23 protein-coding genes, 3 tRNA genes and 1 pseudogene are annotated in these 24725 nt (G+C 69.4%); 20 read left to right on the top strand and 7 right to left on the bottom strand.

Annotation, left to right across the window (positions count from 1 at the left end; translation table 11 throughout):
- Positions 1-11: 11 nt before the first annotated feature.
- Positions 12-335 carry a sigma factor-like helix-turn-helix DNA-binding protein gene (locus AB0F98_RS04155; RefSeq protein WP_357728298.1) on the bottom strand — a complete coding sequence of 108 codons (324 nt, stop codon included), beginning with the start codon at positions 333-335 and terminating at the stop codon, positions 12-14.
- A 247-nt stretch (positions 336-582) separates the two neighbouring features.
- Here AB0F98_RS04155 and AB0F98_RS04150 point away from each other — a divergent pair, with 247 nt between their 5' ends.
- From AB0F98_RS04150 to AB0F98_RS04140, 3 genes and pseudogenes are all read left to right on the top strand, one after another.
- Positions 583-2244 (top strand): copper resistance protein CopC, encoded by a 1662-nt coding sequence (locus tag AB0F98_RS04150; RefSeq protein WP_357728295.1) that lies wholly within the window; start codon positions 583-585, stop codon positions 2242-2244.
- 15 nt (positions 2245-2259) lie between these two features.
- Positions 2260-3003, top strand: a complete 744-nt coding sequence (locus AB0F98_RS04145) for a YcnI family protein (RefSeq protein WP_357728292.1) — start codon at positions 2260-2262, stop codon at positions 3001-3003.
- Between the two features lie 670 nt (positions 3004-3673).
- Positions 3674-4225: pseudogene (locus AB0F98_RS04140) on the top strand (hypothetical protein); the annotation flags it as partial.
- A gap of 158 nt (positions 4226-4383) precedes the next feature.
- Here AB0F98_RS04140 and AB0F98_RS04135 read toward each other — a convergent pair.
- The gene (locus AB0F98_RS04135; protein WP_357728289.1) at positions 4384-5739 is read right to left on the bottom strand and encodes a glycosyltransferase family 87 protein; all 1356 of its coding nucleotides are present in this window, start codon (positions 5737-5739) and stop codon (positions 4384-4386) included.
- A gap of 66 nt (positions 5740-5805) precedes the next feature.
- Here AB0F98_RS04135 and orn point away from each other — a divergent pair, with 66 nt between their 5' ends.
- Together orn and AB0F98_RS04125 are read left to right on the top strand one after the other, a co-directional pair.
- Complete coding sequence (orn, locus tag AB0F98_RS04130; protein ID WP_357728286.1) at positions 5806-6402, top strand: oligoribonuclease; 597 nt, start codon at positions 5806-5808, stop codon at positions 6400-6402.
- Between the two features lie 125 nt (positions 6403-6527).
- Positions 6528-6603 (top strand) — tRNA-His (locus tag AB0F98_RS04125).
- Positions 6604-6856: 253 nt separating this feature from the next.
- Here AB0F98_RS04125 and AB0F98_RS04120 read toward each other — a convergent pair.
- Both AB0F98_RS04120 and AB0F98_RS04115 read right to left on the bottom strand, forming a co-directional pair.
- Complete coding sequence (locus AB0F98_RS04120; RefSeq protein WP_357728283.1) at positions 6857-8152, bottom strand: Ig-like domain-containing protein; 1296 nt, start codon at positions 8150-8152, stop codon at positions 6857-6859.
- Positions 8153-8394: 242 nt separating this feature from the next.
- Positions 8395-9657 (bottom strand): Ig-like domain-containing protein, encoded by a 1263-nt coding sequence (locus AB0F98_RS04115; RefSeq protein WP_357728280.1) that lies wholly within the window; start codon positions 9655-9657, stop codon positions 8395-8397.
- Positions 9658-9843: 186 nt separating this feature from the next.
- On the opposite strand from AB0F98_RS04115, the gene AB0F98_RS04110 reads away from it, so the two are divergent.
- A tRNA-Lys gene (locus AB0F98_RS04110) sits at positions 9844-9919 on the top strand.
- Between the two features lie 157 nt (positions 9920-10076).
- Here the strand turns inward: AB0F98_RS04110 and AB0F98_RS04105 are convergent.
- Positions 10077-10787 carry a hypothetical protein gene (locus AB0F98_RS04105; protein WP_357728277.1) on the bottom strand — a complete coding sequence of 237 codons (711 nt, stop codon included), beginning with the start codon at positions 10785-10787 and terminating at the stop codon, positions 10077-10079.
- Between the two features lie 169 nt (positions 10788-10956).
- Between AB0F98_RS04105 and AB0F98_RS04100 the strand changes: the two genes are divergently transcribed.
- Positions 10957-11367 (top strand): alcohol dehydrogenase catalytic domain-containing protein, encoded by a 411-nt coding sequence (locus AB0F98_RS04100; protein ID WP_357728274.1) that lies wholly within the window; start codon positions 10957-10959, stop codon positions 11365-11367.
- 61 nt (positions 11368-11428) lie between these two features.
- Positions 11429-11504, top strand: a tRNA-Lys gene (locus AB0F98_RS04095).
- Positions 11505-11718: 214 nt separating this feature from the next.
- On the opposite strand, the gene AB0F98_RS04090 is transcribed toward AB0F98_RS04095, so the two are convergent.
- On the bottom strand, positions 11719-12261 hold the full coding sequence (locus tag AB0F98_RS04090) for a hypothetical protein (protein ID WP_255511060.1): 543 nt from the start codon (positions 12259-12261) through the stop codon (positions 11719-11721).
- 768 nt (positions 12262-13029) lie between these two features.
- Between AB0F98_RS04090 and AB0F98_RS04085 the strand changes: the two genes are divergently transcribed.
- The 8 genes from AB0F98_RS04085 to AB0F98_RS04050 all read left to right on the top strand — a co-directional run bounded on the left by AB0F98_RS04085 (position 13030) and on the right by AB0F98_RS04050 (position 19677).
- The gene (locus AB0F98_RS04085; protein ID WP_357728270.1) at positions 13030-14412 is read left to right on the top strand and encodes a hypothetical protein; all 1383 of its coding nucleotides are present in this window, start codon (positions 13030-13032) and stop codon (positions 14410-14412) included.
- 7 nt (positions 14413-14419) lie between these two features.
- Positions 14420-15304: a phosphotransferase gene (locus tag AB0F98_RS04080; RefSeq protein ID WP_357728267.1), complete on the top strand. Its 885-nt coding sequence runs from the start codon at positions 14420-14422 to the stop codon at positions 15302-15304.
- Between the two features lie 447 nt (positions 15305-15751).
- Positions 15752-15916 (top strand): multiple cyclophane-containing RiPP AmcA, encoded by a 165-nt coding sequence (amcA, locus tag AB0F98_RS04075; protein WP_357728264.1) that lies wholly within the window; start codon positions 15752-15754, stop codon positions 15914-15916.
- 11 nt (positions 15917-15927) lie between these two features.
- On the top strand, positions 15928-16245 hold the full coding sequence (locus tag AB0F98_RS04070; RefSeq protein WP_357728261.1) for a hypothetical protein: 318 nt from the start codon (positions 15928-15930) through the stop codon (positions 16243-16245).
- Positions 16242-17384: a cyclophane-forming radical SAM peptide maturase AmcB gene (gene amcB / locus AB0F98_RS04065; RefSeq protein ID WP_357728258.1), complete on the top strand. Its 1143-nt coding sequence runs from the start codon at positions 16242-16244 to the stop codon at positions 17382-17384. Before AB0F98_RS04070 ends, amcB begins: the two co-directional genes overlap by 4 nt.
- On the top strand, positions 17381-17563 hold the full coding sequence (amcA, locus tag AB0F98_RS04060; protein WP_357728255.1) for a multiple cyclophane-containing RiPP AmcA: 183 nt from the start codon (positions 17381-17383) through the stop codon (positions 17561-17563). Before amcB ends, amcA (AB0F98_RS04060) begins: the two co-directional genes overlap by 4 nt.
- A gap of 71 nt (positions 17564-17634) precedes the next feature.
- Positions 17635-18321, top strand: coding sequence for a pentapeptide repeat-containing protein (locus AB0F98_RS04055; protein WP_357728252.1), 687 nt, complete (start codon positions 17635-17637; stop codon positions 18319-18321).
- Between the two features lie 558 nt (positions 18322-18879).
- On the top strand, positions 18880-19677 hold the full coding sequence (locus tag AB0F98_RS04050; RefSeq protein WP_357728249.1) for a DeoR family transcriptional regulator: 798 nt from the start codon (positions 18880-18882) through the stop codon (positions 19675-19677).
- A 171-nt stretch (positions 19678-19848) separates the two neighbouring features.
- On the opposite strand, the gene AB0F98_RS04045 is transcribed toward AB0F98_RS04050, so the two are convergent.
- Positions 19849-20028, bottom strand: coding sequence for a hypothetical protein (locus AB0F98_RS04045; RefSeq protein WP_357728246.1), 180 nt, complete (start codon positions 20026-20028; stop codon positions 19849-19851).
- Positions 20029-20512: 484 nt separating this feature from the next.
- On the opposite strand from AB0F98_RS04045, the gene AB0F98_RS04040 reads away from it, so the two are divergent.
- The 4 genes from AB0F98_RS04040 (at position 20513) to AB0F98_RS04025 (ending at position 24544) form a co-directional block, all read left to right on the top strand.
- Positions 20513-21400, top strand: coding sequence for a replication-relaxation family protein (locus AB0F98_RS04040; protein WP_357728243.1), 888 nt, complete (start codon positions 20513-20515; stop codon positions 21398-21400).
- A gap of 354 nt (positions 21401-21754) precedes the next feature.
- A complete protein-coding gene (locus AB0F98_RS04035; protein ID WP_357728240.1) occupies positions 21755-22699 on the top strand; it encodes a DUF2637 domain-containing protein in 945 nt (314 codons plus the stop codon).
- The gene (locus AB0F98_RS04030; RefSeq protein WP_357728237.1) at positions 22674-23075 is read left to right on the top strand and encodes a hypothetical protein; all 402 of its coding nucleotides are present in this window, start codon (positions 22674-22676) and stop codon (positions 23073-23075) included. Before AB0F98_RS04035 ends, AB0F98_RS04030 begins: the two co-directional genes overlap by 26 nt.
- Positions 23072-24544 (top strand): tyrosine-type recombinase/integrase, encoded by a 1473-nt coding sequence (locus AB0F98_RS04025; RefSeq protein WP_357728234.1) that lies wholly within the window; start codon positions 23072-23074, stop codon positions 24542-24544. The genes AB0F98_RS04030 and AB0F98_RS04025 overlap by 4 nt, the downstream gene beginning before the upstream one ends.
- The last annotated feature ends 181 nt before the right edge of the window (positions 24545-24725 follow it).

The following is a 24725-nucleotide window of genomic DNA, read 5'->3' as shown; positions in this document are numbered from 1 at the left end:
GTTCCGCCCGGTCAACCGGCCATGGCGTCGCCGACCGCCTCGACCAGATCGTCACGGGCCCTTGCCACCCGGGAGCGGATGGTGCCCACGGGCACCCCCGCCACGGCGGCGGCCTCGGCGTAGGAGAGGCCGAGCAGCTGGCTGAGCACGAACGCGTCGCGGGTCAGATCGTCGGTGCTGTCCGGATCCACCAGGGCCGCGGCGAAGCGCCACACCCCCACCTGCGCGGCCGGGTCGCTCTCGCCCGCCGCCCGCGCCCACTCGGTGACCGGGTCCCGGGCAGCCCCGACCGGTCCGGCAGGGCCGGCGGTGGCGTCGCGCGGGGCGGGGATCACGACAAACCAGGTTACGCGGCACGTGACGGGCGGCGGGGAGGCTTGGACTCATCCATGGTCTGCACCACGCCGGGAACTTTCTCCGGGTTCCCGCCGACTACCTCGTCATGACATGCGACCACGTACGGGCGGCGCTGTCGGCACGGCCGGACGGAGCGGATCCGCGGGCGGAGCCGACGGTGCCGGACGTGTTGGCTTCGGGGCGCGGGTGAGGCGGGGTGGCCGTCGACCGCCGCAGTCGGCGAGCATGGCCGGCATGATCTCTTCCCCTCGCCGCTGGTTCGGTCGGCTCGTCGCGGCCGCCGGACTCCTCGTCGCCGTCGTCGCTCTCCTCATCGCCCCGGCCACGCCCGCGAGCGCGCACGCGGTGCTCTCCAGCTCCAGCCCTGCCGCGTCGGCCGTCGTGCCGACCGGGCCGTCGGAGGTGGTGCTCACCTTCAGCGAGTCGGTCCAGAAGGTGCCCGACAAGATCCGTGTCATCGCGCCGGACGGCTCCCGTGCCGACCGTGGCGATCCGGACTTCCAAGGCGCGGTGGTGAAGATCCCGGTCGACCCGGCGGGCGAGCGCGGCACGTACCTCGTCAGCTACCGGGTGATCTCAGCCGACAGCCACCCGGTCTCCGGCGCGTTCACCTACTCGGTCGGGGCTCCGTCGCCTCCCCCGCAGGACACCGGCGACAACAGCCGGGCGAATCCGGTCGTCGAGAACGCGGTGAAGGTCGCCAAGTTCCTCGGCTACGCCGGCCTCGTGCTGCTGATCGGGCCGGCGCTGGTGCTGGCCGCGCTGTGGCCGCGGCGGCTCAGCCGGCGTGGTCCGGCCCGGCTCGCCTGGGTCGGCCTCGGCCTGGTCGCCCTCTCCACCCTCGCCGACCTGTGGTTGCAGGTGCCGTACACGGCCGGCGGTGGGCTCTTCGAAGTCACCGGTGAGGGCCTCGGCACCGTGCTGGGCAGCACCTTCGGCGCGGTGCACCTGGTCCGACTCGGTCTGCTGGCCGCGGCCGCCTTCCTGCTCCGGCCGCTGCTCGCGGGGCCCGCCGGGCGAGCCGACGGGATCATCCTGGCGGTGCTCGGGGTGGCCGGTCTGCTGACCTGGCCGCTGGCCGGGCACCCCGCCGCCTCGCCGGCCCCGGCGGTCTCCGTGGTGGTCGACACCGTGCACCTGGGCAGCATGGCGGTCTGGCTCGGCGGCTTGCTGATGCTCGCCGTCTTCCTGCTGCGCCGGGGCGACGAGCGGGAACTCGGCGCGATCATGCCGATCTGGTCCCGTTGGGCGGCACTGGCCGTGTCCGCGCTGCTGCTCGCCGGCGTGGTGCAGGGCCTGATCGAGGTGGCCACGCCGAGCGCCCTGGTCAACACCACCTACGGCCAGCTGCTGCTGGTCAAGATCGGGCTGTTCGCGCTGGTCATGGGGGTGGCCGCGTACTCGCGGCAGATGGTGCGCCGGCGGATCGCCGAGCAGCGGCCGGGGTCGGTTCGCCGGGCCGTCTGGGTGGAGCTCGCGATCACGGTGGTGGTGCTCGGCGTGACCACGGTGCTGGTGCAGACCCCGCCGGCCCGTACCGCCGCTGAAACGGCCGGCGTCGAAGCCGGCTACTTCAGCAGCACGCTCACCAGTTCCCTGCTCGACATCCAGGTCGAGCTGGATCCGGCCGCGCCGGGCAACAACAGCGTGCACCTGTACGCGTATGACAAGAACAGCCGGCCGCAGCCGGTGGTGGAGTGGAAGGCGACAGCCGCCCTGCCGTCGGCCGGGATCGAGCCGATCGACATCCCGCTGCTGCCGTTGAGCGACAGTCACGCCACCGGCGAGATCAACCTGCCCGCGTCCGGGGACTGGCAGCTGAAGCTGACCGCCCGTACGTCCGACATCGACCAGGCCACGGTGACCGCCACCGTGCCGATCCGTTAGAGAGGTTCCGATCCCATGACCCGTACCCGCCGTTCTCTGGCCGGCGCCGCGGCCCTGGCCGTCGGTGTCGTCGCCACCGCCGTGCTCGGCTTCGCCGCGCCCGCGTCGGCCCACGTCACGGTGAACCCGAAGGAGGCGACCCAGGGCGGTTACGGCCGGATCGCGTTCCGGGTGCCGAACGAGAGCGACACCGCCTCCACGGTGAAGCTGGAGGTGGTGCTGCCGGAGAACGCGCCGGTCGGGTCGGTCTCGACGATGCCGGTGCCGGGTTGGACGGTGGCGATGGAGAAGCGGAAGCTGAACCCGCCGCTCGAGGTGCACGGCAGCCAGATCAGCGAGGCGGTGTCGAAGCTGACCTGGACGGCGAGCGGCGACGCCGGAATCAAGCCGGGGCAGTTCCAGGAGTTCCCGGTCTCCCTCGGGCCGCTCCCGCAGGTCGACAAGATGGTCTTCAAGACGCTGCAGACGTACTCGGACGGCAACGTCTCGCGGTGGATCGAGGAGCCGACGGCGGGCGCGGAGGAGCCGGAGGACCCGGCGCCGGTGCTCACCCTGGCCGCCGCGGCCGAGTCGCCCTCCGCGTCGGCGGCTCCGGTCGCGAACAACGCCTCGGCCGCCGGCGGTGACGGAGACGAAGCCGAGGGGAACGGTCTCGCCACCGGGCTCGGCATCGCCGGGCTGGTCGCCGGGCTCGCCGGCCTGGTGCTCGGTGGGCTCGCGTTCAGCCGCAGCCGCCGGGAGCCGGCCGCGAAGGCCTGACCCGTACCCCGTCACGCGGGCCCGCCGGAGATCCGGCGGGCCCGCGCGTTTTCCCCGATCGCGTGCCGTGGATATCCCCTGATCGGCGGGTCGGCGTCGGTAAGGTCGACCGGGTGTCTGGCTACGGAGGGGGACGGAACGGATGCGGTTCGTGCGCGCGTTCGCCGGAATGGTGCTGCTGATCGTCGGTTTCTCGGCGCTGCTCGCCGGCGGAGTGCTCTGGCAGGTCGGCCGGCACGCCGACCCGAGTGGCGCGTTCACGGCCCGCTTCGAGACCGTGCAGACGTCCGGACACGCGGTGGTCGTGCCGGACCTGGACCGGCTGCTGCGGCAGGAGGCGCCGTTCACCCGGTTCGGGCAGGCGCGGCTACGCCTCGAGGCCAGTACGCCGGACGGTCCCGCGTTGCTCGGTCTGGCCCCGACCGACGAGGTCCGGCGCTGGCTGGAACCCGTACCGCACGCCACGGTGCGGCGCGTGGCGCTGGCCCGCGGCCCGCTGCCGGTCCGGCTCGATCCGGCCGGCGCGTCGCCGGCCACCGGCGGTCCGGCCGGATCCGCGCCCGTGGGCCGTCCCGGCTGGATTCGTGAGGGCATCGGCGAGCTGGAGTGGACTCCGGAAGATCTCGCGGGCCGCCCGCTGAGCCTGGTGGTGATGCGCCCGGACGGCCGCGCGGACCTGACCCTGAACCTGCGCGCCGAGCTGAACGTCGGGTGGGCGGCTCCTGCGATGTGGGGTTTCCTGGCCGGCGGCGTGCTGCTGGTGACGTTCGCCGTGCTCCTGCTCTTCCGCCCGGTGCGCCCCCGGGAAGTCGTCTTCGTGGTCGAGCCGGACCAGGTGCCGGTCCTCGCCGGCCGGCTCGGGGTCACCTCGCTCAGCGGTCTGGGCGCTCAGCCGACCGCCGGCGACAACCGGATGACCAGGGTTCAGCGGCAACTCGTGGCGGTCGGTTCCGGCGCTGCCGAGCGGTCCGCGATAGGCGCGCTGCCCGCTCGCCGCCCGGCCAGCCTCGCGGACCTCGCGGAGACCGACCTTCCCTCCGGTACGGACGTCGGCGCCCGCCCGGCGGCCCGGACCTCGACGGCGACCGCGGAGCACCCGCCGGAGGTGACGCTCACGCTCGCCTGGCCGCCTGTTCAGCCGGAGCAGACGGTTCGACCGGTGCCGGCGGACGGTCGGAGCCGGCCGGGGGTGCCGGCGGACGACAGCGATCAGCGTCCCTGAGCGATCACGCGGGGCCGGTTCGTTCGCTGGTAAGGGGGCCGTCGAACGGCGAGTGGCCCTCCGCGCTGCCGACGTGGAGGGCCACCCTCACCGGGGGATCGGTGCCGCTACCCGAGTTGTCCTTGAGGTAGTTGAGGCTAGATTAGCGCCGATGATGGCTACTCGGGCCCTCTGTCCATTTGATGCAATTTCTCGGGCTCGGCGGTCGGGCGGGACGACTCGGGTCGCGGCACGGGCGGCCGGGCCGGCAGGGTGACCAGCAGCAGCAGGCTGAGCAGCACGTACGTGTTGCGGACCAGGAACTGCCACGGGTTGTCGGTGTTGACCGGCGCGACGCCCCAGTCGTAGAAGGTGACGACGCCATAGATGCTCACGGCGGCGGTGGCGACGGCCAGCACCGCCAGCCTGCGGCGCCGGCCCAGGTCGTCGTCGCCGGTCGGACCGGCGGCGGACAGAGCGCCGACGGTCGACGGCGCGGCTGCGCTCGACGGGCGGGTGCGCAGCGCCGCGTCGGCGAACACCACCACGGCCGGGATGAACCAGTAGAGGTGGTGGGTCCAGGTGATCGGGCTGACCAGCCCGCCGACGAGCCCGGTCAGGGTCAGGCCGGCGAGGTGGTCACCCACCCGTGCGGCCCGGGCCGCACGCCACAGCCCGTACGCGGTCACCACCGCCACCAGCAGCAGCCAGATCAGCCGGTCCGGCTTGTCCGGTGCGGTGAACCGGCTGAGCAGCCCGAACAGCGACTGGTTGCCGGTGTAGTCGGTGCGCCCCACCCGGTCGGTGGCCCACAGTTCATGCGTCCAGAACCGCCACGAGTCGTTCGGCGCGACGGCCGCCGCCAGCAGAGTCGCCGCCGCGGCGGTCGCGCTGGCCACCGCCGCCGCCCACCAGCGGCGGCAGACGAGCAGGTAGACGATGAAGATGCCGGGAAAGAGCTTGAGCGCCGTCGCCAGCCCCACGCCGACGCCGGCCCACCGCCGTCCCTGGGGTACGGCGAAGAGCAGGTCGGCGAGGATCAGCACGACCAGCAGCATGTTGATCTGGCCGAAGGTGATGGTCTCGCGGGTACTCTCCACGGCCAGCACCAGCAGCACCGCCACCGTGAGGACGAACGCCCGGGGCAGGTTGTGTCGCGCGATGACCGGGCGGACCAGCCAGCGGGTGGTCACCACCACGCCCAGCACGGTGAGGATCGTGAAGATCGCGATCGTGGCCCCGAGCGGGATCAGCGCGAACGGCCGCAGCAGCAGCGCGCTGAACGGCGGATAGGTGAAGTAGAGCTCGCCCTGGACCCGGTCCGGCTGGGCGTAGTCGTAGAGCGGGTTCCCGGCCGCCCACCACCGCATCGCCCGCATGTAGATCTTCAGGTCGAAGAAGTCGTGTACCCGTCCGGGCAGGTAGAGCGCCGGCAGCACCGCGGCCAGCGCCACGACAGTGACGAGACGGCGGACCGTACGGCCACCGGGGTCGTCATCGGTGACGGCAGGCGGTGCGACGGATTCGGGTGGCACGGGGAAACCCTAGCGGGCTGGTCCCCGTGGAGCCCGCATCCGCGGCCCGTGGGCTGCGCGTAGTCTGTGCCGGTGGCTGATCTCCTCGTCTGGATCGACTGTGAGATGACCGGGCTGGACCTTCGCAGCGACAAGCTGATCGAGGTGGCGGCGCTGGTGACGGACCGCGATCTCAACGTCCTGGGTGACGGCGTCGACGTCGTGATCCACGCGGACGACGCGGCGCTGGACGCGATGCCGGAGATCGTCCGGACGATGCACGCGAAGTCCGGGCTGACCGAGGAGGTCCGCCGGTCGACGGTCACCATGGCCGAGGCGGAGGACATGGTGCTCGACTACGTCACGACGTACGTGAAGGATCCGCGTACCGCCCCGCTCTGCGGCAACTCGATCGCCACCGACCGCGGCTTCATCGCCCGGGACATGACCCGGCTCGACAACCACCTGCACTACCGGATGATCGACGTCTCGTCGATCAAGGAGCTCTGCCGCCGGTGGTACCCCCGGGTGTACTTCGGTCAGCCGGCCAAGGGGCTGGAGCACCGGGCGCTCGCGGACATCCGGGAGAGCATCCGGGAACTGGAGTACTACCGGCGGACGATCTTCGTGCCGCTGCCCGGCCCCGATGTGGAGAGCGCCAAGGCGGTCGCTGCGCAGCTCTGAGCTCTGCTCCGGCGCTCCGCCGGTGGCGCTCGAACGTCCGGTGCAACCCGCTGGACGGGGTCGCCGGGTGGGGGGCTATTATTGTTCCGCGCCGCCCGGAGCGTTCGACCGGGCAGGGCGACATGGTGGCTGTAGCTCAGTTGGCAGAGCACCGGGTTGTGGTCCCGGTTGTCGTGGGTTCAATTCCCATCAGTCACCCCAGCAGACAGGTCAGGCCCCCTCCCCGGAGGGGGCCTGACCTGTCTGACCCCCCCCCACCCACCCCCCGGGACCCCTCAGGCCCCCCAGCTGGCCGCAGCTGCCGCTGATCATGAAGTTATTGCCTCGACACGCCGTTGTGCTCGGCAACAACTTCATGATCAGCGGGGTGGGCCCCGGGGGTGGGGTCGGGGGGAGTTCTTGGACGCGAAACGCCCCCTCCGTGGAGGGGGCGTTTCGTCGTCTCTCGGGGACGTCAGTCGGTGGTCGGGGTGACGTCCGGGTCCGGCGTCGCGTCGGTCGACGGCTCCGTCGGCGGCTCGTACGGCAGGGCGCTGCCCTTGACGTAGTCGTTCCAGCTCATGTTCCAGTCGGTCCAGCCGTTGCCGTTCTGGAGCTTGCGCTCGGTGCCCTTCACCGTGATCGGATCGCCGATACGGGTGTTGGTGAACAGCCAGGCACCGTCGGCCATCGACACGTTCACGCACCCGTGGGATACGTTCACACTGCCCTGCTGCCCCTCCGACCACGGGGCGGCGTGGATGAACTCGCCACCCCAGGTGAGCCGCTGGGCGTAGTCGATCTTCGTGCGGTAGCCCTCCTCGGGCCCGAGCTCCTCGAACGTGTCGAAGACCGTCTTGCGCAGCTTCTCGATGACCACCATGGTGCCGCTCGACGACGGGGTGCTCTTCTTGCCGAGGCTGACCAGGATCGTCTTGACCGTCTTGCCGTCGCGGGTCACGGTCATCTTCTTGGTCTTGTTGTCCACCGTCATGATCAGCGCGGGGCCGATGTTGATGTCGACGGTCAGGTCGGCGCGCCCGTACCAGCCGCTGCCCATCGGCAGGCCGCCGGCCTGGACCCGGTACGAGACCTTGCTGTTGGCCTTCCAGAACTGCTTCGGCCGGTAGCGGATCTCGGTGGGGCTCACCCAGTGCCAGATGCCCTCCTGCGCCGGCACCGAGGTCACCGTCATCCGGCGCTGCACGTCGTCGCGGTAGCTCTCGGGAATCGCCCGGCTGAACTTGACGATCAGCGGCATACCGACACCGACCGTCTGGCCGTCGCCGAGGAAGCTGCTCACCCGGATCTGCTTACTGGGCTTGGCCATCGTGGTGAAGGTGCTGGTCGCCGTGGCGGGCCGACCGTCGTCACCGGTCGCGGTCACCGTCGCCGTGTAGGTCTCGCCGTACTTGAGCGCGCCGGACGGGAGCCAGGACTTGCCGTCCGCGGCGAGCTTGCCCTTCACCGTCTCGCCGGCGGAGTCCTTGAGCTCGACCGCCGTCTCCACCGCCTCCGTGGTGCTGAAGGCGATGGCCGTGGCGGCCGGCACGTCCTTGGCGTCGGCCTTGGGCTCGCTGATGGTGGCGGCCGCCTTCGGCGCGGGGGTTTCCGTGCCGCCCTGCCACGACGACGGTTTCCCGTCGCCGCCACCGGTGCAGGCAGAGGTCAGTGCCAGTGCGGCAACGATCAGCCCCGCGGCGAGAGCGCGGCGTCGCCCGACCGGTCGGCCGCCGCGACCTTTGTTCAACTGGTCCTGGTCAGCTCGCATGATTCCCTCACAGTCGTGATCCCCGCACAACCCATCGTCTCTTACAGACGCGTCAGAACGGGTACCCGTTGCAGGGGGTGAAACGAAACACCCGGAGAACTTATGCCCGGTTGTTGCTAGAATTCGCGGTTCACGAGCGAAGTTCGGTTATCCGAGTCGGGTGTCGATCCCGCCCATCGACGCAACAGCGTACGCGTACCGCCGCGCCGGCTCGACGTCGCGAGCCGGCGCGCACGGCGACGTCAGAGCGCCGGGCCGGCCCCGCCGTCGGGCACCGGCAGGGCGCTGCCCTTGATGAACTGCGACCAGCTCAGACTCCAGGCGGTCCAGCCGTTACCGGCGGCCAGCTTGCGCTCGGTGCCCTTGACGGTGATCGGGTCGCCGATCCTCGTCTTCTCGAACAGCCAGCGGGCATTGGCGGTGGAGACGTTCACGCAGCCGTGCGACACGTTGCGCCGGCCCTGATCGCCTACCGACCAGGGTGCGGCGTGGATGTACTCACCGCCCCAGGTCAGCCGCTGGGCGTACTCGATGTCCGTGACGTAGCGGTTGGCGGGATCGGGGTCGTCCCGGGTGTCGAAGACGGTCTTCTCCTTCTTCTCCATCACGACCATCGTGCCGCTGGAGGAGGGGGTGCTCTTCTTGCCCAGGCTCACCGGCATGGTCCGGGTCACCTTGCCGTCCTCGTACACCGTCATCTTCTTGGTGGTGTTGTCCACCTTCATCACGAAGGAGCGACCGATCTTGGCGGTCGCCTTCCGGTCCACGTCGCCGTAGCGGCCGTTGCTCAACGGGATGCCGGCCAACGCGATCCGGACGTCGAGCGTCGTGCCCGGCTTCCAGTACTCCGGCGCGCGGTAGTAGGCCTGGGTGCCGTTGTCCACCCAGTGCCAGGCCCCCGGCTGCGGCGGGTCGGTGCGGACGAACAACCGCTTCTGCACGGCCGCGCGGTCCTTCTTCGGGATCCCCGGATGGAACTCGGCCACCACCGGCATGGCCACGCCGTACGTCTTGTCGTCGAAGAGGTACAGCCCGGAGCCGATGGTCGACTTCGGCTTCTTCATCGTGGTGAAGGTGCTGGTCCCCTGATGTGTGGCCCCGTCGGAGCCGGCCGCGGTGACGGTCGCCGTGTAGCTGGTTCCGTACTTCAGCGGTGCGTTCGGCACCCACGACGAGCCGTCGGTGCGCAGCTTGCCCGGCACCCGATCGCCGGCGGCGTTGGTCAGCGTGACCTCTTTGATCTTGGCGCCGTCCGGCAGGTCCGCGCTGATCTCGGTGCTGACCGGCTTGTTCTTCGCTCCGTCCCCCGGGCTGACCGGCAGCGGCGGGCCGGCGGGAGTGGCCGGCGCTGATGAGTCGCCGATCGCGGCATCGGGGGCGGTGCCCGGTGCCGATCCAACGACGAACGACGGTTTCCGCTGCTCGTCGCCGCAACCTGTCAGTACCAGCGAAGCCGCCAGAGCCAGGGCGCCCACCAACGCCCCGGCCCGCGTGAACCTGACCATCCCCACCTCTGTTCTCGCGTGCCTGGCGGACATAGTGCCGCATCTCGCGTCGCCGGCAGGCCCCCTGCGGGATCAAGTTGGGGTCTTCGATGCATTTGCCCGTAAAGCTCGCCCGAAGGGGGGAGCCGGGTATCGGATTGGAACCCCGCTCAGCGCCCGTGCTAATCTTCTCCCCGTTGCCAGCGAGCGCCGCTAGCTCAACTGGCAGAGCAGCGGACTCTTAATCCGCGGGTTCGGGGTTCGAGTCCCTGGCGGCGCACCAGCAATCAAGGCCCTGACCTGGCGTTTCTCGCCGGGTCGGGGCCTTTTTCGGGTCCGGCGGTGGTGGTCGCTCGGTGAGCGACCGCGGATGCCGGGCGACCCGCTGCCCGGGCGTTGTGTCGGTGTACCGGCCCGGGCAACTGCGGGTGTCCGTTGCGCTATCCGCCTTCACTGCAGTCTGCGATCTCGCGTTGGTACTTCGGTTTCTTCAACAAGGCCGACCGGTAGATCTGGAAGGGGGTCCTGTTGCCGGATATGGGCCGGGGTGAGCCGTCGAACGGGAAGTCCCACCCCCCGTAGGAGTCGTGTAGCCGCAGGGTCCAGCCGGACGGCGGATCATTGACCAGGAACCGTGCGTCGGCACCCTCACTCACGACTGGCCAGATCTTTTCGTCCCGGTGATCGCCGTCCAGCAGGACCAGCTCGTAACCGACCATCGTGCACGGCAAGATCATCTGCTCGAACTGCGCCACCCCCAGCCGGTCATCCGCCGTGTCGATCGGGCGGTAGAGGGCCTCGACGTCCAGCAGCCGCACTGGTGATCGGTTCTGAATGTGGATCACGTGCGACTTGCCGGTTTCCTCGATCCACCAGGCGACTCGTTCCACGTACCGTCGCTCTGCTCTTTCGCGTGTCACCTCGTTGATCTGCTGCTGGTCCTGCAGGGTCAGTGCTCCGACGAGTAGGGCCAGGGCGGCGATGACGGCGGCGACCATCGTTCCGATGCCTTGTAGCCAGTCGGTGAGCTTGTGGCCCCGCTCTGCGGACGCGACGGCTGGTGGGACGTGGCTCTCGCGGGGAACGTAGAGGCCACCTGGCCGGCGCTTCCAGGAGGAGTCAGGCGTCGGGGGCAGGTTGGGTTCGGCCATCAGTGCATGTTGGACGGCCGCCTGCGGGCAGTCACCAGGTTGTCCGGTAGGCGACGGATGAACCGGCTGACCGCTTCGGGGGCAGCAGCTTCTCGTGGTCGAGGTCGCCCTCCGGTACCCGGAGTTCCCCGTCGGGCGGCCTGCCGGGAACGCCGAGCAGAATGAGGCGATGCGAGCCGCGTACATCGAGCGTCCCGGACCGGCCGCCGACATCCGGTTCGGCGACCTGCCGGCACCCCACCCGGGCCCGACCGACGTCCTCGTCGACGTGATCGCCACCACCGTCAACCCGGTCGACACCTTCGTACGCTCCGGTGCCTACCGCACGCCGCTGCCGCTGCCGCTCGTGGTCGGCCGCGACCTCGTCGGCCGGGTGGCCGAGGTGGGACCGGGCGCTGCCGGCTTCCACGCCGGAGACCTGGTCTGGTGCAACAGCCTGGGGTACGACGGGAGGCAGGGCAGCGCCGCCGAGCAGGCCGTGGTGCCGGTCGTGCCGCTGCCGTTGTCGGCCGTGGCCGACGCGCACCGCATGCTGGAAGAGGGTGAGCTGCGCGGCCGGCGGGTGGTGATCCACCCGTAGCCGGGCCCTCCCGCTCGGCCGCGCCGGCGGCCCTGTTAATGTCTCTCCCCGTTGTCAGCGAGCGCCGCTAGCTCAACTGGCAGAGCAGCGGACTCTTAATCCGCGGGTTCGGGGTTCGAGTCCCTGGCGGCGCACCAACGATCAAGGCCCTGACCTGGTGTTTCACACCGGGCCGGGGCCTTTTTCGCGTACGCGTGTGGTGAGTGGTCGCTCGGCGGGTGCTCGGGAGCCGTTGGACCGGTGGGTGTTGCCGGGACTGGGCGCAGGCCTCGTGGACGCGCGAGGGCGCACCACTGGTTCTTGCCCGGTATGGGCTCGATGGGGCGACGTGTGGTCCGCATCCGGTCGCTGTCAGGCGAGAGCTTCCGGGGCGCGCCGCCGCCACCACGCGCTGAAGAGGGCCACTACCTGCGTCTTGATCTCGTCCGTGATGATCTCGTTCGCGTCGCCCAGGAGCGGCCTGACGGCGTGCTTGTAGACCTCTGGGTGGTGTTCGATCGAGGGGCAGGTGAAGATGGCCAGCATCCGGAGGGCGCGCAGGGTGTCTGTTCCCAGAAGGGGAAAGTGAGCTTCCAGCAGCCTCGCTAGAGCTGAACACACCTTGTCCACGACAAGGCTGATGACGGCGTCGGTCACCAGCCGGGGCAGTCCCGAATCGAACAGCCGCGACAACGCGCCGGTGATGAACTGCTTGGCGGTACCCGTGAGCAAGTCGACGGCCTTGTTGACCCTCTCGATCAACTGGATCAGCGCCACCAGCAGACCGCACCACGTGTGATCGGCCAGGCGCTTCTTGACCTCCCTGGCGTCAGACTCATTCCGGACGAGGCTGTCTATGCCGGCTGAGATCTCGGGCCACGTGTTCTCCATGACCTGGTGGGCCAGGGTGTCCATTCGACCAAGGTCTGATGACGTCGATGTTGGTTCGACACCGCGTGGCAAACGGCCGTTGATCTTGGCTCGGCCGTCAGCGGCCCACAGGTAGTCGGCGATGTCCAGGCGTGCGAGGTCGAAGTAGATTTGCCGGTTGTGGGTGTTGAACTTTTGGCGTCCGGATCGCCCGTCCCCTTCTACCCTCTGCTTGAGCTCACGCCGCCGGTCGTCGCGCTTCTCTGGCCGGTCTGCGGCCAGACTTGCCCATCCTTTCCACCCGTGTTGTGAACCCCCGCAACCGGAGCATGTGCAGCCCGGCCTCTGGGCGTTTGCGCAGTTGGCTCTGTGTGTGTTGGTCATCATCCGCAAGCCGCCGCCCGGTCCGTTGCGCTTAACGTGACTGGGTGGTGACCCTACGTTGGGCAGTGATGGATGCCAATGGGCGTTCGGTGGGCCCCGGGGCGGCTCGACGTTCGGCATCGAGCTTCTTCAGGTGTTCTGCCTGGTGAGAGCCAGAGATTACTTCTTCTGCTCGGCTATGGCAGATGGTTGATAGACACCTCTTCGCTCATCTGCAGTCACTTCGACTTGCTCTGATCCCCGACCGGCGACCAAGGCTCAGGCCGGACAGGTGGCGACACTCCGGAGCCCGCACTTGATTCCCACGAGGACACCGTGAGGGCTCATCGTGGGTCTTCCGGATGCTTCCCCCGCGCGTCGACTCTGGATGGGCTGTCGACTCGGCCGTCATTGACTTGATGTGACGGCGCGGATGCGCTGTGCTGGCAGATGGTCGTCGTCCGTTCGGAGGTGCTCGTGGCCGCGCAGGTGGATCCCGAGTGGTGGAGTTCGGGGCTTTGGAACGGTCGACCGATCACTGAGTTTCTGCGGCGGCGCGACATCACCGCGGTCTTCCGCTTCCTTCATGCCCGGGGTGTGTCATACGGCAGGATCGCGGCTCTCGTTGGCGTCTCGCCCAACCGTGCTGCTGAAATCGCCAAAGGCGTCCGGCAGGTCACGGCCTACGAGGTTTTGGAACGGATCGCAGCCGGTCTGAACATTCCGCGTCCGGCTATGGGACTCGGGCGCGACGAGGACATCGTTGTGCCTCGCGACCCCGACCGCCTGGCCGTGGAGGTTGGAGCGGACCGCTCGCCGGCCGGTGTCGACGCCCGTGTCGAGGTCAGCAATCTGGTCAGACTCCGACTGGGACTGGACGAGGCTCTGGCGGCGGCGAGTGCCGCTCCTCGGCAGCTTGAGCTGATTGAACAAGCTGCGGGCGAGCATATGAGGGTCTACCCTTCGGCTTCGCCGCACATCATGCTGTCGCTGCTGGCTGCCGACTGCCGAGAGGTCCAGGCGCTTTCGCTTCGGCGGCAGCCGGCGGCAGTCCAGTCCCGGCTGTCCGGGGTGGCGGCGTTGCTGGCGACGATGTGCGCCGATGCGTTGATGAGGCTCGGAGACGTGTCCGAGGCTCGACGGTGGTACGGCACGGCGATCCACGCGGCGGACGACAGCGGGGATGCTCGTTTCAGGGTGCTCGTGCGGGCCCAGGCGGCGATGCTGCCGTACTACTTCGGGGACCCCACCCAAACCGTCGGGCTGGCAGATGCGGCTCTGGCGGTGACGTCGAACGCATCGTCGCCGGGTGCCCTGGCAGCGGCGGGCCGGGCGCGTGCTCTGGCCCGGATCGGCGCCGTCGAGCAGGCACGGTCGGCCATCGATCAGGCACGGCGGCTGTTCGATCAGGCTGGCGACGAGGACACCGACGTGGCGTTCAGGTTTCCGGCGAAGCGGCTGCTGTTCTACCTCTCCGGGGCATACACCTGGCTCGGTGACACGGTGGAGGCGTACCGGGTCCAGGACGAGGCATTGCGGCTCTACGGCGCGGCTCCGGCGGTACCGATCGACGCGGCGCTCATCGCCCTGGACCGGTCGATGTGCCTCGCGCAGGCCCGGCGGGCGACCGAAGCGGCCCTGACGGCGCGTGATGCCGTCGCGGGCCTGCCAGAGACGCAGCGTACGGAGATCATCCTGACCAGGGCCACCGACGTGGCCACGGCGATCCCCGAGAAAAACGGGCGCGGCGAGGTCGCCAGCTTGACGGATTACCTACGGGCGTGCCGCGAGCGCGCCCGTAGTCTTGGGACCACAGCCGCACTCGGTCCCTAGGAGCCCCATGTTCGTCGAGGCGCGCACCCGGCCGGTGCTCGCCGAGGTGTGTCGTCTCCTCGGCTACCCCGACTCGAACGCGATCCTGCTGCGGCACCACACCAACGCCGTTTACGCAGTCGGTGACGTGGTCGTCAAGATCGCCCCGGGCGACCACGACCTGGAACGGGTGCGCGGGATGGTGGCCGTGGTCGACTGGCTGGTGGCCCGAGGTTTCCCCACGGTGGGCCTTCATCCGGGCGTGTCCCAGCCGATGCGGGTGGGCGGGTACGCCGTTACGGTCTGGCAGCGTCTGGACCCGGCACACGACGACCCCATCACCGTCTCCGAGCTCGGAAGCCTCCTCCGGGACCTGCACGCCTTGCCCGCTCCGCCGGTGCCGCTGCCTTCACTGCGACCGATCCACGGCATCGAGCGGGCCGTCACCCGTTCGGAGATCCTGAACGGCAAGGAACAGGATCTGCTTATGGGCCGGCTCGAGACGCTGGCCGCCGGCTGGGAGGCGATGCAGTTTCCCTGCGGCACGAGCATGATCCAGTCCGATCCGCAGATCCGCAACGCGCTCCGGCGCTTCGACGGCACGCCCGTACTGGCCGACTGGGACGGCGCCGCCCTCGGGCCCCGGGAGTGGGACATCGCCACGGTCGCTGTCCACTGCCGCCGGTTCGACCCGCCCGGTCCCGATGCCTTCGCCGGCTTCACCGCCGCCTACGGCTGGGATGCCACATCCTGGCCGAGATTCGAAGAGCTGTGCCAGCTCCGTGAGCTGCAAATGATCGCCACCAACGCTCGCAAGTCGCGGCCCGGAACCGAGGCCGCCGACGAGGTGCACCACCGGATCCGGGGCCTCGTCGACGACGCGTCGGAACTCCGCCGCTGGCACATCCTCTGAGCCGAGTCTTGTAGGGCGCGCACCGCCTGTTCTCTCCGAATTGGCCCAGGTGGGACACGGTGAGGCCCACCGTGCCCCACCACGCTGGGTCTGCCTCCCGGCCAGTGCCGCCAGCGATCGTGGACGTCAGGAACACGTCGGCGCAACGGTCCAGGACCATCCTGACCTCCATGGCGCGCCGACGGGCCAGCGGCAATGTCACGGCAGGGAGATCCAGATGGACGTGCCGATCCGCGACAGGTCGGAATGCGACCCGACGCACCGGCAAGTGCTCGCGTCGGGCACTCCGTCGACCGCACGGGTGACTCCCCGTTCGCGTACCGCCAGCAGGGCTGCGTGGGCGGGTGACCGGCGGTTTGCTCCCAGCCGCTGGCCGACGGCGGTGGGCTTGCCGGTACGCCGGCAAGCCCACCGCACAAACGCGCCGGCGCCGACTGCGAGTCGGCTATGACGGTGTACGTGTCGCGGTACGCGGCGACCGGCGAGCTGACGACAGACCGCGCAGCCGCGGCTGCGGCGTCGGCGCGGCGGGGCTCGACCGATCCGCCACTGCTGACACACGTCTGGCGGATCGTGTTCGAGCGGCAGACGCGGGAAAGCGACCGCCGGTGAGCGGCGACGGAGTGTCTGCCGCTGAGGTCGACCCGAAACCGCCGTCGGAGCATCTGCCGCTGCGTCCGCTCTGGCTGTGCCGGGTCTGTGGGCAGCCCTGGCCCTGTGGACGGGCCAAGCTCGCCCTGTTGACCAGCTACCAGGGCAGCCGGCTCAACCTGCTGCTCTACCTGGCCGGCTGCCTGCACGAGGCCATCGACGACCTGCACCGACTCAACCCGAGCACCACCGGCGACGTCAGGAAGCTGTTCGACCGCTTCCTCGGCTGGGCGGTCCGGCACCGCCGCCACCCGTCCACCGCCGAATCGCAGGAAGCGGAGGAGACATGACCGTCCGGGAGATCGGGATCATCGCCACTACAGGGCAGCCGGCCATCGCCGGGACCTTCCACACCCTGGTCCTGCAGCCCACCAGCTTCTGCAACCTGGACTGCAGCTACTGCTACCTGCCCGATCGGCGCTCGCGTCAGCTCATGTCCGTTACTGTCGCGACCGCCTGCGCCCGTTCAATCGAGCACCAGGACAGCGCTCATCCGGTGAGCGTGGTGTGGCACGGCGGCGAGCCCACCGCCACGCCGATCGACACATTCAATGAGCTGCTCGCTCCCTTCGAGCAGCTACGGCGGGCTGGAAGGGTGCGCCACGAGATCCAGACCAACGCGACGCTCATCGACGAGCGATGGTGCGATCTGTTCGCCGCCTACGACTTTGAGATCGGCGTCAGCATCGACGGACCCGGCATGCTCAACCGGAACCGGATCGACCGGGCCGGACATGCGACGACGGCCCGCACGATCCGCGGCGCGCGTGCACTGGCCGAGGCCGGCTTGCCGTACTCGGTGATCTGCGTCGTCACACCTGAAACCATCGACAACGCCGACGACCTCGTCGAGTTCTTCACCGCCCTGCCCGGGTGCGAGTCGGTGGGCTTCAACATCGAGGAGCAAGAAGGCGCCGAACGCGCGCCGGTGCCGGAGGAAGCCGCGTACCGGTTCTGGAGTCGACTCGTCCGGCACCGACTCGCCGGTAGTCCGCTGCGGATCCGCGACCTGGATCGCTTGGCCGGCTACCTCGGCGGCACCCGTGCCGGCCTCACCGACCATGGCCCGTACGAACCAATCCCGACAGTCGCCCACGACGGCCAGGTGGTCCTGCTGTCACCGGAACTGCTGGGCATCAAGAGCCCGCGGTACGGCGACTTCATCGCGGGCAACGTGCTCGGCGAACCGATCGGCGACATGGTGGCCCGCGCCGGTGAGTTGCGATACGTCACCGAGTTCGTGACGGCGCTCAACGACTGCGCGGACCGCTGCGCGTTCTACGACTTCTGCCGGGGCGCTCAGGCCGGCAACCGCTACTTCGAACACGGCACCTTCACCGCCCGGGAGACCGCCTACTGCCGCACCACCCGGCAAGCCCTGATCCGCGCCGCCGCGGATCACCTCACCCCTCAAGGAGGCACGTCATGACCAACGCCCTCGCTGCGCTTCTCGACGCACCGCCGGACCGCCTCGCCCTCCTCGGCGTCGACCCGAAGCGCGCGGTAGCGTCGATCGACGCGGCGAAGTTCGACAACCGCCCCACCTGGGACAACAAGGGGAAGTTCGACAGCCGCCCCGGCTGGGACAACTGGAACAAGAAGAAGTAGCCCGCCGACCGGCAACACGATCGACGTGCGGGGTGGCGTGCCCACCCTGCGCCCGAACAGGTTGGAAAGACATGCGTACGACCACCGTGGGCGACGTGACGATCCTCCTGCCCGACCTCGACCCGGAAGACCTCGACCAGGCCGCCGGCTTACCCGACGACGACCTCCGCGACGGCCTGTTGGAGGAGGTCTCCTGGCGAGGTCAGCAGATCGCGGACTGGAGCATCCGAGGCTGCCGGATCACCGGAGCGGATCTCGGTGAGATCGCCTGGGAGGGCGGTGCCCTTTATGGCTGCGAGATCGTCCAGACGGACCTGTCCGGAGCGGCCCTGACCGGCGTCAGCATGGAGCGGTGCTCGGTCACCGGCTCCCGCTTCACTGGAACCCGACTCATCGACGTTCGCCTGAAGGACGTTTTGTTCGACAACTGCCGGTTTGACTACGCCACCCTGAGCCGCGTCAGCGCCGCCGGTTCGGTGGCTTTCATCGACTGCACCCTTGTCCACGGCACCTGGTCATCCTGCCGGCTCTCCGGTGTTGTGTTGCGGTCGTGCGACCTCAGCGATCTGGAACTGGACTCGTGCCGTCTCGACGGCGCTGACCTGCGGGGCAGTCGACTGCACGCCTTCGCGGCATCACTGGACAATTTGCAGGGCGTCGCCCTCACCGAGGAGCAGCTTCCCGAGCTGACTCGGATGGCCATCGACGCCCTGAGCATCGACGTCCGCGCTGACGCGGCGCGGGGCCACGACCGCTGACGCCGCTACAGCTGCGGCTGTGGTTGAGGCAACAGCCGCGAGATCGAGCGAGTGGCCAGTTCGTCGCAGACACAGTCCCCGGCTCGTCCGGTCGTCTACCTGGATGGGCCCTTGGCGTATAGCTCGTTGCCGAGGGAAGACGCAGGAATGACCCGCTGGCGTAGTTACGTTCAGTAACAGCCCGCTTCGGTGCGTGGGGCGTCATCGCCGAGTCGGGAGAGGCTTGTCGCGTGCTTCTGGAAGATCGGTGCCGCAGTATGACGCTAATCGGGGAGATCAACTACTGGCGGCCCGATTTGACCGTACTGCGTTTTCTGCCCTCAGCTATTCGGCTGATTCACTGAACAGTGATCTCCAAAATCGACCCCAAAACCACGGTTTGGGTATGTGGGTGCTCGCACGGCCCGCTGACGCGTCACCCAGCGGCCCGCGGCGAGCGCCGTTTCCGGTCACGGTGGTCCTGAGTTTCGGTGTCCCAGTTCACGCATTGAATACTCTCTGTTGCGGTTGTCGGGAACGGGGTGTCGGACTGTCGGCGCCCGGAGGGATCATCGGGGGATGGATAAGCAGGGTGCCACGCGGCGGTTGTCTCCGCGGCGGCGGCGAATCCTGTCGTACCTGGCGCAGCATGGTTCCGCGTCGACGCTGGACGTGGCACTTGTCTGTGCGGTGTCGCGGCTGACGGCTCATCGGGACATGATGTGGCTGCACGAGGCGGGACTGGTGCGCCGCGAGCGCTCGGCGGAGGACCGGACCCATACCTGGTGGTACGGGGTCACGCCCGAGGGAACCGAGATGCTCCGCCGAGCCCTGACGGCGTCGGGGCGGCCGGTTCCACTGCAGTTGGGTCAGCGGCCCTCCAACGCGGCGGATGCCCTGCTGTTTCTGCCGTTGGTCGAGGTGTCGCGGCGCAACCCGGGGCGGTGCGAGCTGTTCCAGTGGCTGGCGACGATGGAGACCTCGTCGTGGTTACGGCAGCACGACCTGGCGCACCTGCGGGCCGACGGTTACGGCGTATGGCTGCAGGACGGGCGGTGCCTGCGGTTTCTGGTACACGTCGACCGTGGCCCGATCGGCGACGTTGTCGCCGAGCACGAGCGGCCGGTGTCAGGGCTGGGTGGACTGCTGGCCGGCTACCGGCGCGCGGACCGGCTGGTGCCGGTCGGAGCGGTTCTGCTGATCGCCCAGGACACCGAGCGGGAGGAACGGCTGCGGGCCGACCTGCTCCACGAGCCACTGCGGAACGCTGTCGCCACGACTACGCAGCAGTTGTTGTACCGCCACTGGCCGGACGAGCAGGTATGGCAGGTGCCGGGGAACATCGGCAGGTGTCGCCTCATCGAGGTCGGATCGTGACCGCACCACGTCACGCTGCCCGGGCAGCCCACTGTGATCGTCGTAGGAGATCTGGTCGTCGACCCAGGCGAAGGGCGTCCTTGCGCCGCGCGCCCACTCGACCAGCCTATGGGTCTTCCAGTGCAATACGCCCACCTCGCCGCGGTGGGGCCAGTCGACGCACTTGCTAGTTCATTCGGCCCGCTCCCGGCGGACCGGGTTGTCGCGCCAGTCACGGTATGGCGCCTCCTTCGGCCAGAACTGTTCACCGCAGGAGCAGAAGTAGACGTTCGCCCTTTCCCCAGACCAGATCATCTCCTCGTGCCGAAGTTGGTGCCCGGTGCGCCTGGCCTGCCACATCGCTCGGATCACGGGTGCTCCTCCTCGTAGACGAGGTCCCTAGTGTCCCAGACGTTCTCGCTTGGCTTCTGACGCAGCACGCAGGCCAGCACGGGTGACCGCGGCACGGACCCGTCCGGTGGGTCCAGCGCCGGACTGCGTCTCTCCAGACGCTTTGCTCTCCGGCAGCAGTCCTGGTCGTACTCCAGCTACGGCCGCCAGCACCACATTTTGGATCCTCAACTAAGGAGTTCTCGTGCTTTCGCTGACACCTTCACCTACTGCCATAGGCATTGGTAGTGACGAGTTCCGGCTTGATCTCCGTTCGGGGGTCGGGCTTGGCGTCAGCGTTGACGTCAGTCTTCAGCCGGACCCCCGAACCGACCCCCTGTTTCCTCTCACACCGCAGGTCAGTCCGTCTGTCAGCGCCGTCGGCTTGTCCTGCGACAGACCCTGCCTGGTCTCGGGTCTCTCCCCCTGGGGCTGGCGTTCCTACCGGGGAAGGAGGTGGTAGCCGGTGGATGATCCGGTCCTTCGGGTCCAGTCCCAGCTGACCGGCCGTGACCGTGTGCTGCTGGGCTGGTTGTACGACCACGGCGTGTTGACGTCGTTCCAGATCGCGCACGCTCTGTTCCCGTCGTTGGACTTCTGCCAGCGGCGGCTGCGAACCCTGTACCGGCTGCGGATGGTGGCCCGGTTCCGGCCACAGCGGGCCGACGGCGGCTCGTACCCGTACCACTACGTCATCGACCAGCTCGGCGCCGAGGTCGTCGCGGCCAGCCGGGACGAACGCCCCCCACGGCGCGACCACTCCCGGGCGGAGCGGCGGCGCTGGACCTCGACCCGCAGCCTCACCCACCGCCTCGGGGTGAACGGCTTCTTCACCGACCTGGCCGGGCACGCCCGCACCCATCCGGGGACCGGCTTGATGGAGTGGTTGCCGGAGGCGGTGTGCCAGCGCGCCGGGACGTTCACCAGCCGGCGCGATCCGGGGCTGGTGCGGGCGTATCAGCCGCGGGTCCGCCCGGACGGCTACGGCCGGTGGGTCGAGAACGATGTCGAGGTGCCGTTCTTCGTCGAGTACGACACCGGCGCCGAGCAGTTGTCGATCCTGGCCGGCAAGGTGGACGGCTATCAAGAGCTGTTCGGCACGATCGAGCGGGCGTGGCCGGTGCTGTTCTGGCTGCACTCGGCCGCCCGCGAGCGCAACCTGCGCCGGGTGCTGGCCGACGTGCCGCTGGCGGTGCCGATTGCCACCGGAGCCCGCGACCACGCCGCGACGACGGGCCTGAGCCCGGCAGAGGCGGTGTGGGCCATGGCCGGCCGGGAAGGCCAGCGGCTGCGGCTGGCCGACCTGGCCGGATATGCCGTTGACGTCTCCGGCCGGGCGGGTGAGGCCGCGTGATCGGCGACGGCACAACGGCCGTGGACAGTACCTCCGCGCCGGAGCGGCCATCAACGGCCGGCGTCTGTCACGGATCTGTCGTGAGCAGCGCGGTCGGCGCTGACAGATCCGTGAGAGCACCAGTCGTCCGCTCCCACAGCGGCGGACCCCTTCTCGCTCCGGCGTCCGCGTCGGGCGGTCCGCGACCGATGTCCGGTCCCCGTCCCGGCTGTTGTCCGACGCCGGGTCGGTCCGCTACCCGGTCCTGCCGCCTACCGCTGGCGGACGGGACCGGAACGCCGGTCAGGGTTGAGGGGGTGATGGGTCACGACAGCGCCGGTCCGTGACCCGGACGGCAGTCCGCGTGGCAGCCGCGTGGAGGGTGTCGTCCAGGTTGTCATCATGCTGGCCATCGGCGGCGCAGCGGGGGCGGCCAGCTTCACCCACGTACACAACGTGGCCGCCGCGCACGGCCAGCCCGGTTGGCTGGCCTGGGCCGACGCGATCGTCCTAGAGCTGATGTCCATCGCCTCCGGCCTGGAACTCCGACGCCGCAAACGCGCCCACACTTCCACCGTGTTCCCGGCCACGGTGCTGGCGTGTGCGGTCACCCTGTCCCTGGCAGCGCAGGTCGTCGAGGCCGAACCCTCGATCATCGGGTGGGTCGCTGCCGCCGTACCCGCGCTCGGGTTTCTCGTCATGGTCAAGATCGCCCTCGGCCGGACCAGTACCGCCATGCCCGCCCCTGCCGTGGCGGGTCTGGACTGCCAATCGGATGAGGCCGGATGGACCCGTCCGGACAGCGGACCGGACGAGACCGTGGGGCCCGCCGTCACGGCGGGGGAGCGGTCCAGCAACCGGACCGTCCGCTCATCGGATGCTCGTCGTCACGGGGGCGGACGGGAACGGCGGGAGCGAGCGGACCGGGGACCGTCCCCGCAGCCGTCCCGTGCGGTGGCCGAGTTACTGCCAGCGGCGCGAAAGGTCCGGGACCGGCTCGCTGCGGACGGGCAGGCACTGACCCGGGCGGCGCTCGCCGAAGCCCTTCGCGCAGCCGGTCACACCGTGTCCAACACCCGAATATCCGAACTGCTCAAGACCCTCAAGGTTGAGTCGTCGGCACCACCTGAGCTGATCGCGAGCCCGGCCGTACCGACCAACCCGACGCCACCGCCTCTGTCACCGGAGCGGCGCAACGGTGGCGGAGCAGCCACCCCTGCGCCGGTCGACCCCGACGGGGCTACCCCGCTCCTACCGCACAGCCATCCATCTCATAACCAGGAGAAGCCTGATCATGAACAGCCCAACGAACCCCGCTGACCAGACCACCCGCACGACGACCGACAACACCACCGCGCCCAGTGTTGGGCAGGTGTGGACGATCGAGCGCATCCGTGCCCTCGGCGTGACCACCACCCTCGCCACCACCGCGTCGGTGCTCGGGATCAGCCGATCCCAGGCGTACCGGCTCGCCGCCACCGACCAGTTCCCCATACCGCTGATCCGGGCCGGCAGCCGCATCATCGTCCCGGTCGCCGCCCTCCTGGACCTTCTGCAGCCAGGCCCTGCCGCGGCCGGCGGCGGGCGACTTGAAGCCGGGGCGAAGGTGAGCGTGGATGCGATGACCCCGCCACCAGCGGATTCCACCCGACACCGCTGGCGGCACCATACGAAGCATCCAGGAGACGATGAGTGAAGGGATCCACCTTCAAACGCTGCGGCTGCCGCGACAGAGTCACGGGCCGGCGACTGGGACGCTCCTGTCCCCAGCTTCACCGGCCCGGCGGCGGCTGGTCCCGCACCCACGGCCACTGGCACTGGCAGATCGAAGTACCCGCCCGCGCCGACGGCACTCGCCGCCCGCTCCGCCACGGCCCCTACGCCACCCAGGCCGACGCCGACACCGTCCTCGACCGCATCCGAGCCACGCTCGCCGTCCCCGACCCCACCGACCCGCACACCACCGTGAAGACCGGCGACCTGATCGAAACTGCCGTCAAGACCGGCGCGCCCGTCCCCACCCCGGATCAGGTCCGGCGGGCGCTGCACCTGGACATCACCCCGACCGAACTGCCCACCATGCAGGCGTACCTGACCGACTGGCTCGCCGGGCGCAAGAACATCAAGACCGGCACCCTGCGCTCCTACGAGGGACACATTCGGCTGTACCTGATCCCGCACCTCGGCCACCTGCGCATCGACCGGCTCCGCCCCGGACACATCGACGCCATGTACGACGCCATCGCCGAGCGCAACACCACCATCGCCACCCTGCGCGCCAGCCGCGAGCCCGCCAAACGCGACCAGGTCAAGAACCAGCGGATCGTCGGCCCCAGAACCCTGCACGTCATCCACGCCACCCTGCGTAAGGCCCTCAACGACGCGATGCGCCGCCACCGCTACATCGACATCAACCCCGCCCTCATGATCGAACTACCAACAGCCCGACCACCCAAGCCCACCGTCTGGACCGAGCAACGCGTCAAAACCTGGCGCGACACCGGCACAACCCCCAGCCCCGTCATGATCTGGACCCCCGAACACACCGGCCGATTCCTCGACCACACCCACGACGCCGGCGACCGGCTCTACGCCCTCTACCACCTCATCACCTTCACCGGCCTCCGCCGAGGCGAAGCCTGCGGCCTGCACTGGGACGACCTCGCCCTCGGCGCCCACACCCTCACCGTTCGCTGGCAACTCGTCCAACACGGCTGGGCCACCACCATCGACACCCCCAAAACCACCGACAGCGAAGCCACCGTCGCTCTCGACACCGAAACCGTCGCGGTACTGCGCGCCCACCGCACCCGGCAACACCGCGAACGCCTCGCCGCCGGTGCGGCCTGGACCACCACCGGACTCGTGTTCACTACACCCACTGGTGGGCGGCTCCACCCGGCCGACGTCACCGACCACTTCCACCACCTCGCCACCCAAGCCGGGCTACCACCCATCCGACTTCACGACCTTCGCCACGGCGCCGCCACCATGGGCCTGGCCGCCGGCGTGCAGATGAAGATCATCTCTAGCCGACTCCGCCACTCCAGCCCGCACTTCACCGCCAAGTTCTACGGCGACGTTCTACCCGAGCTATCCCACGCCGCCGCCGAAGCCACTGCGTCGATCGTCCCGCGCCAGCGCGCCGCTGAAAGGTCGGCGTAGCCCGGCCACCGCCGCCCGTTCTCGCTGCTGATCTTCGTAGGGGGTCAGTGGTTGACAGCGTAAGCAGGCCCCGAAGGCGACCAGGAAGCATTCAGCGGTGTCCCGCCGCCGCTGCCAACGCGCACCAACTATCAAGGCCCTGGCCTGCTCGATCTCTGACGGGTCAGGGTCTTCTTGCGTA

Origin of the sequence: Micromonospora sp. NPDC023737, assembly GCF_040639715.1 — a bacterium.
Classification (GTDB): Bacteria; Actinomycetota; Actinomycetes; order Mycobacteriales; family Micromonosporaceae; genus Micromonospora.
This window is presented reverse-complemented; position numbering and strand designations above follow the sequence as displayed.

Coding starts and splice junctions, on each gene's coding strand:
- AB0F98_RS04150 (WP_357728295.1), top strand. CDS start 583: ATGGCCGGCATGATCTCTTCCCCTCGCCGCTGGTTCGGTCGGCTCGTC.
- AB0F98_RS04145 (WP_357728292.1), top strand. CDS start 2,260: ATGACCCGTACCCGCCGTTCTCTGGCCGGCGCCGCGGCCCTGGCCGTC.
- AB0F98_RS04120 (WP_357728283.1), bottom strand. CDS start 8,152: ATGCGAGCTGACCAGGACCAGTTGAACAAAGGTCGCGGCGGCCGACCG.
- AB0F98_RS04115 (WP_357728280.1), bottom strand. CDS start 9,657: ATGGTCAGGTTCACGCGGGCCGGGGCGTTGGTGGGCGCCCTGGCTCTG.
- AB0F98_RS04105 (WP_357728277.1), bottom strand. CDS start 10,787: ATGGCCGAACCCAACCTGCCCCCGACGCCTGACTCCTCCTGGAAGCGC.
- AB0F98_RS04100 (WP_357728274.1), top strand. CDS start 10,957: ATGCGAGCCGCGTACATCGAGCGTCCCGGACCGGCCGCCGACATCCGG.
- AB0F98_RS04090 (WP_255511060.1), bottom strand. CDS start 12,261: ATGGACACCCTGGCCCACCAGGTCATGGAGAACACGTGGCCCGAGATC.
- AB0F98_RS04085 (WP_357728270.1), top strand. CDS start 13,030: ATGGTCGTCGTCCGTTCGGAGGTGCTCGTGGCCGCGCAGGTGGATCCC.
- AB0F98_RS04080 (WP_357728267.1), top strand. CDS start 14,420: ATGTTCGTCGAGGCGCGCACCCGGCCGGTGCTCGCCGAGGTGTGTCGT.
- amcA (WP_357728264.1), top strand. CDS start 15,752: ATGACGGTGTACGTGTCGCGGTACGCGGCGACCGGCGAGCTGACGACA.
- amcB (WP_357728258.1), top strand. CDS start 16,242: ATGACCGTCCGGGAGATCGGGATCATCGCCACTACAGGGCAGCCGGCC.
- amcA (WP_357728255.1), top strand. CDS start 17,381: ATGACCAACGCCCTCGCTGCGCTTCTCGACGCACCGCCGGACCGCCTC.
- AB0F98_RS04055 (WP_357728252.1), top strand. CDS start 17,635: ATGCGTACGACCACCGTGGGCGACGTGACGATCCTCCTGCCCGACCTC.
- AB0F98_RS04050 (WP_357728249.1), top strand. CDS start 18,880: ATGGATAAGCAGGGTGCCACGCGGCGGTTGTCTCCGCGGCGGCGGCGA.
- AB0F98_RS04030 (WP_357728237.1), top strand. CDS start 22,674: ATGAACAGCCCAACGAACCCCGCTGACCAGACCACCCGCACGACGACC.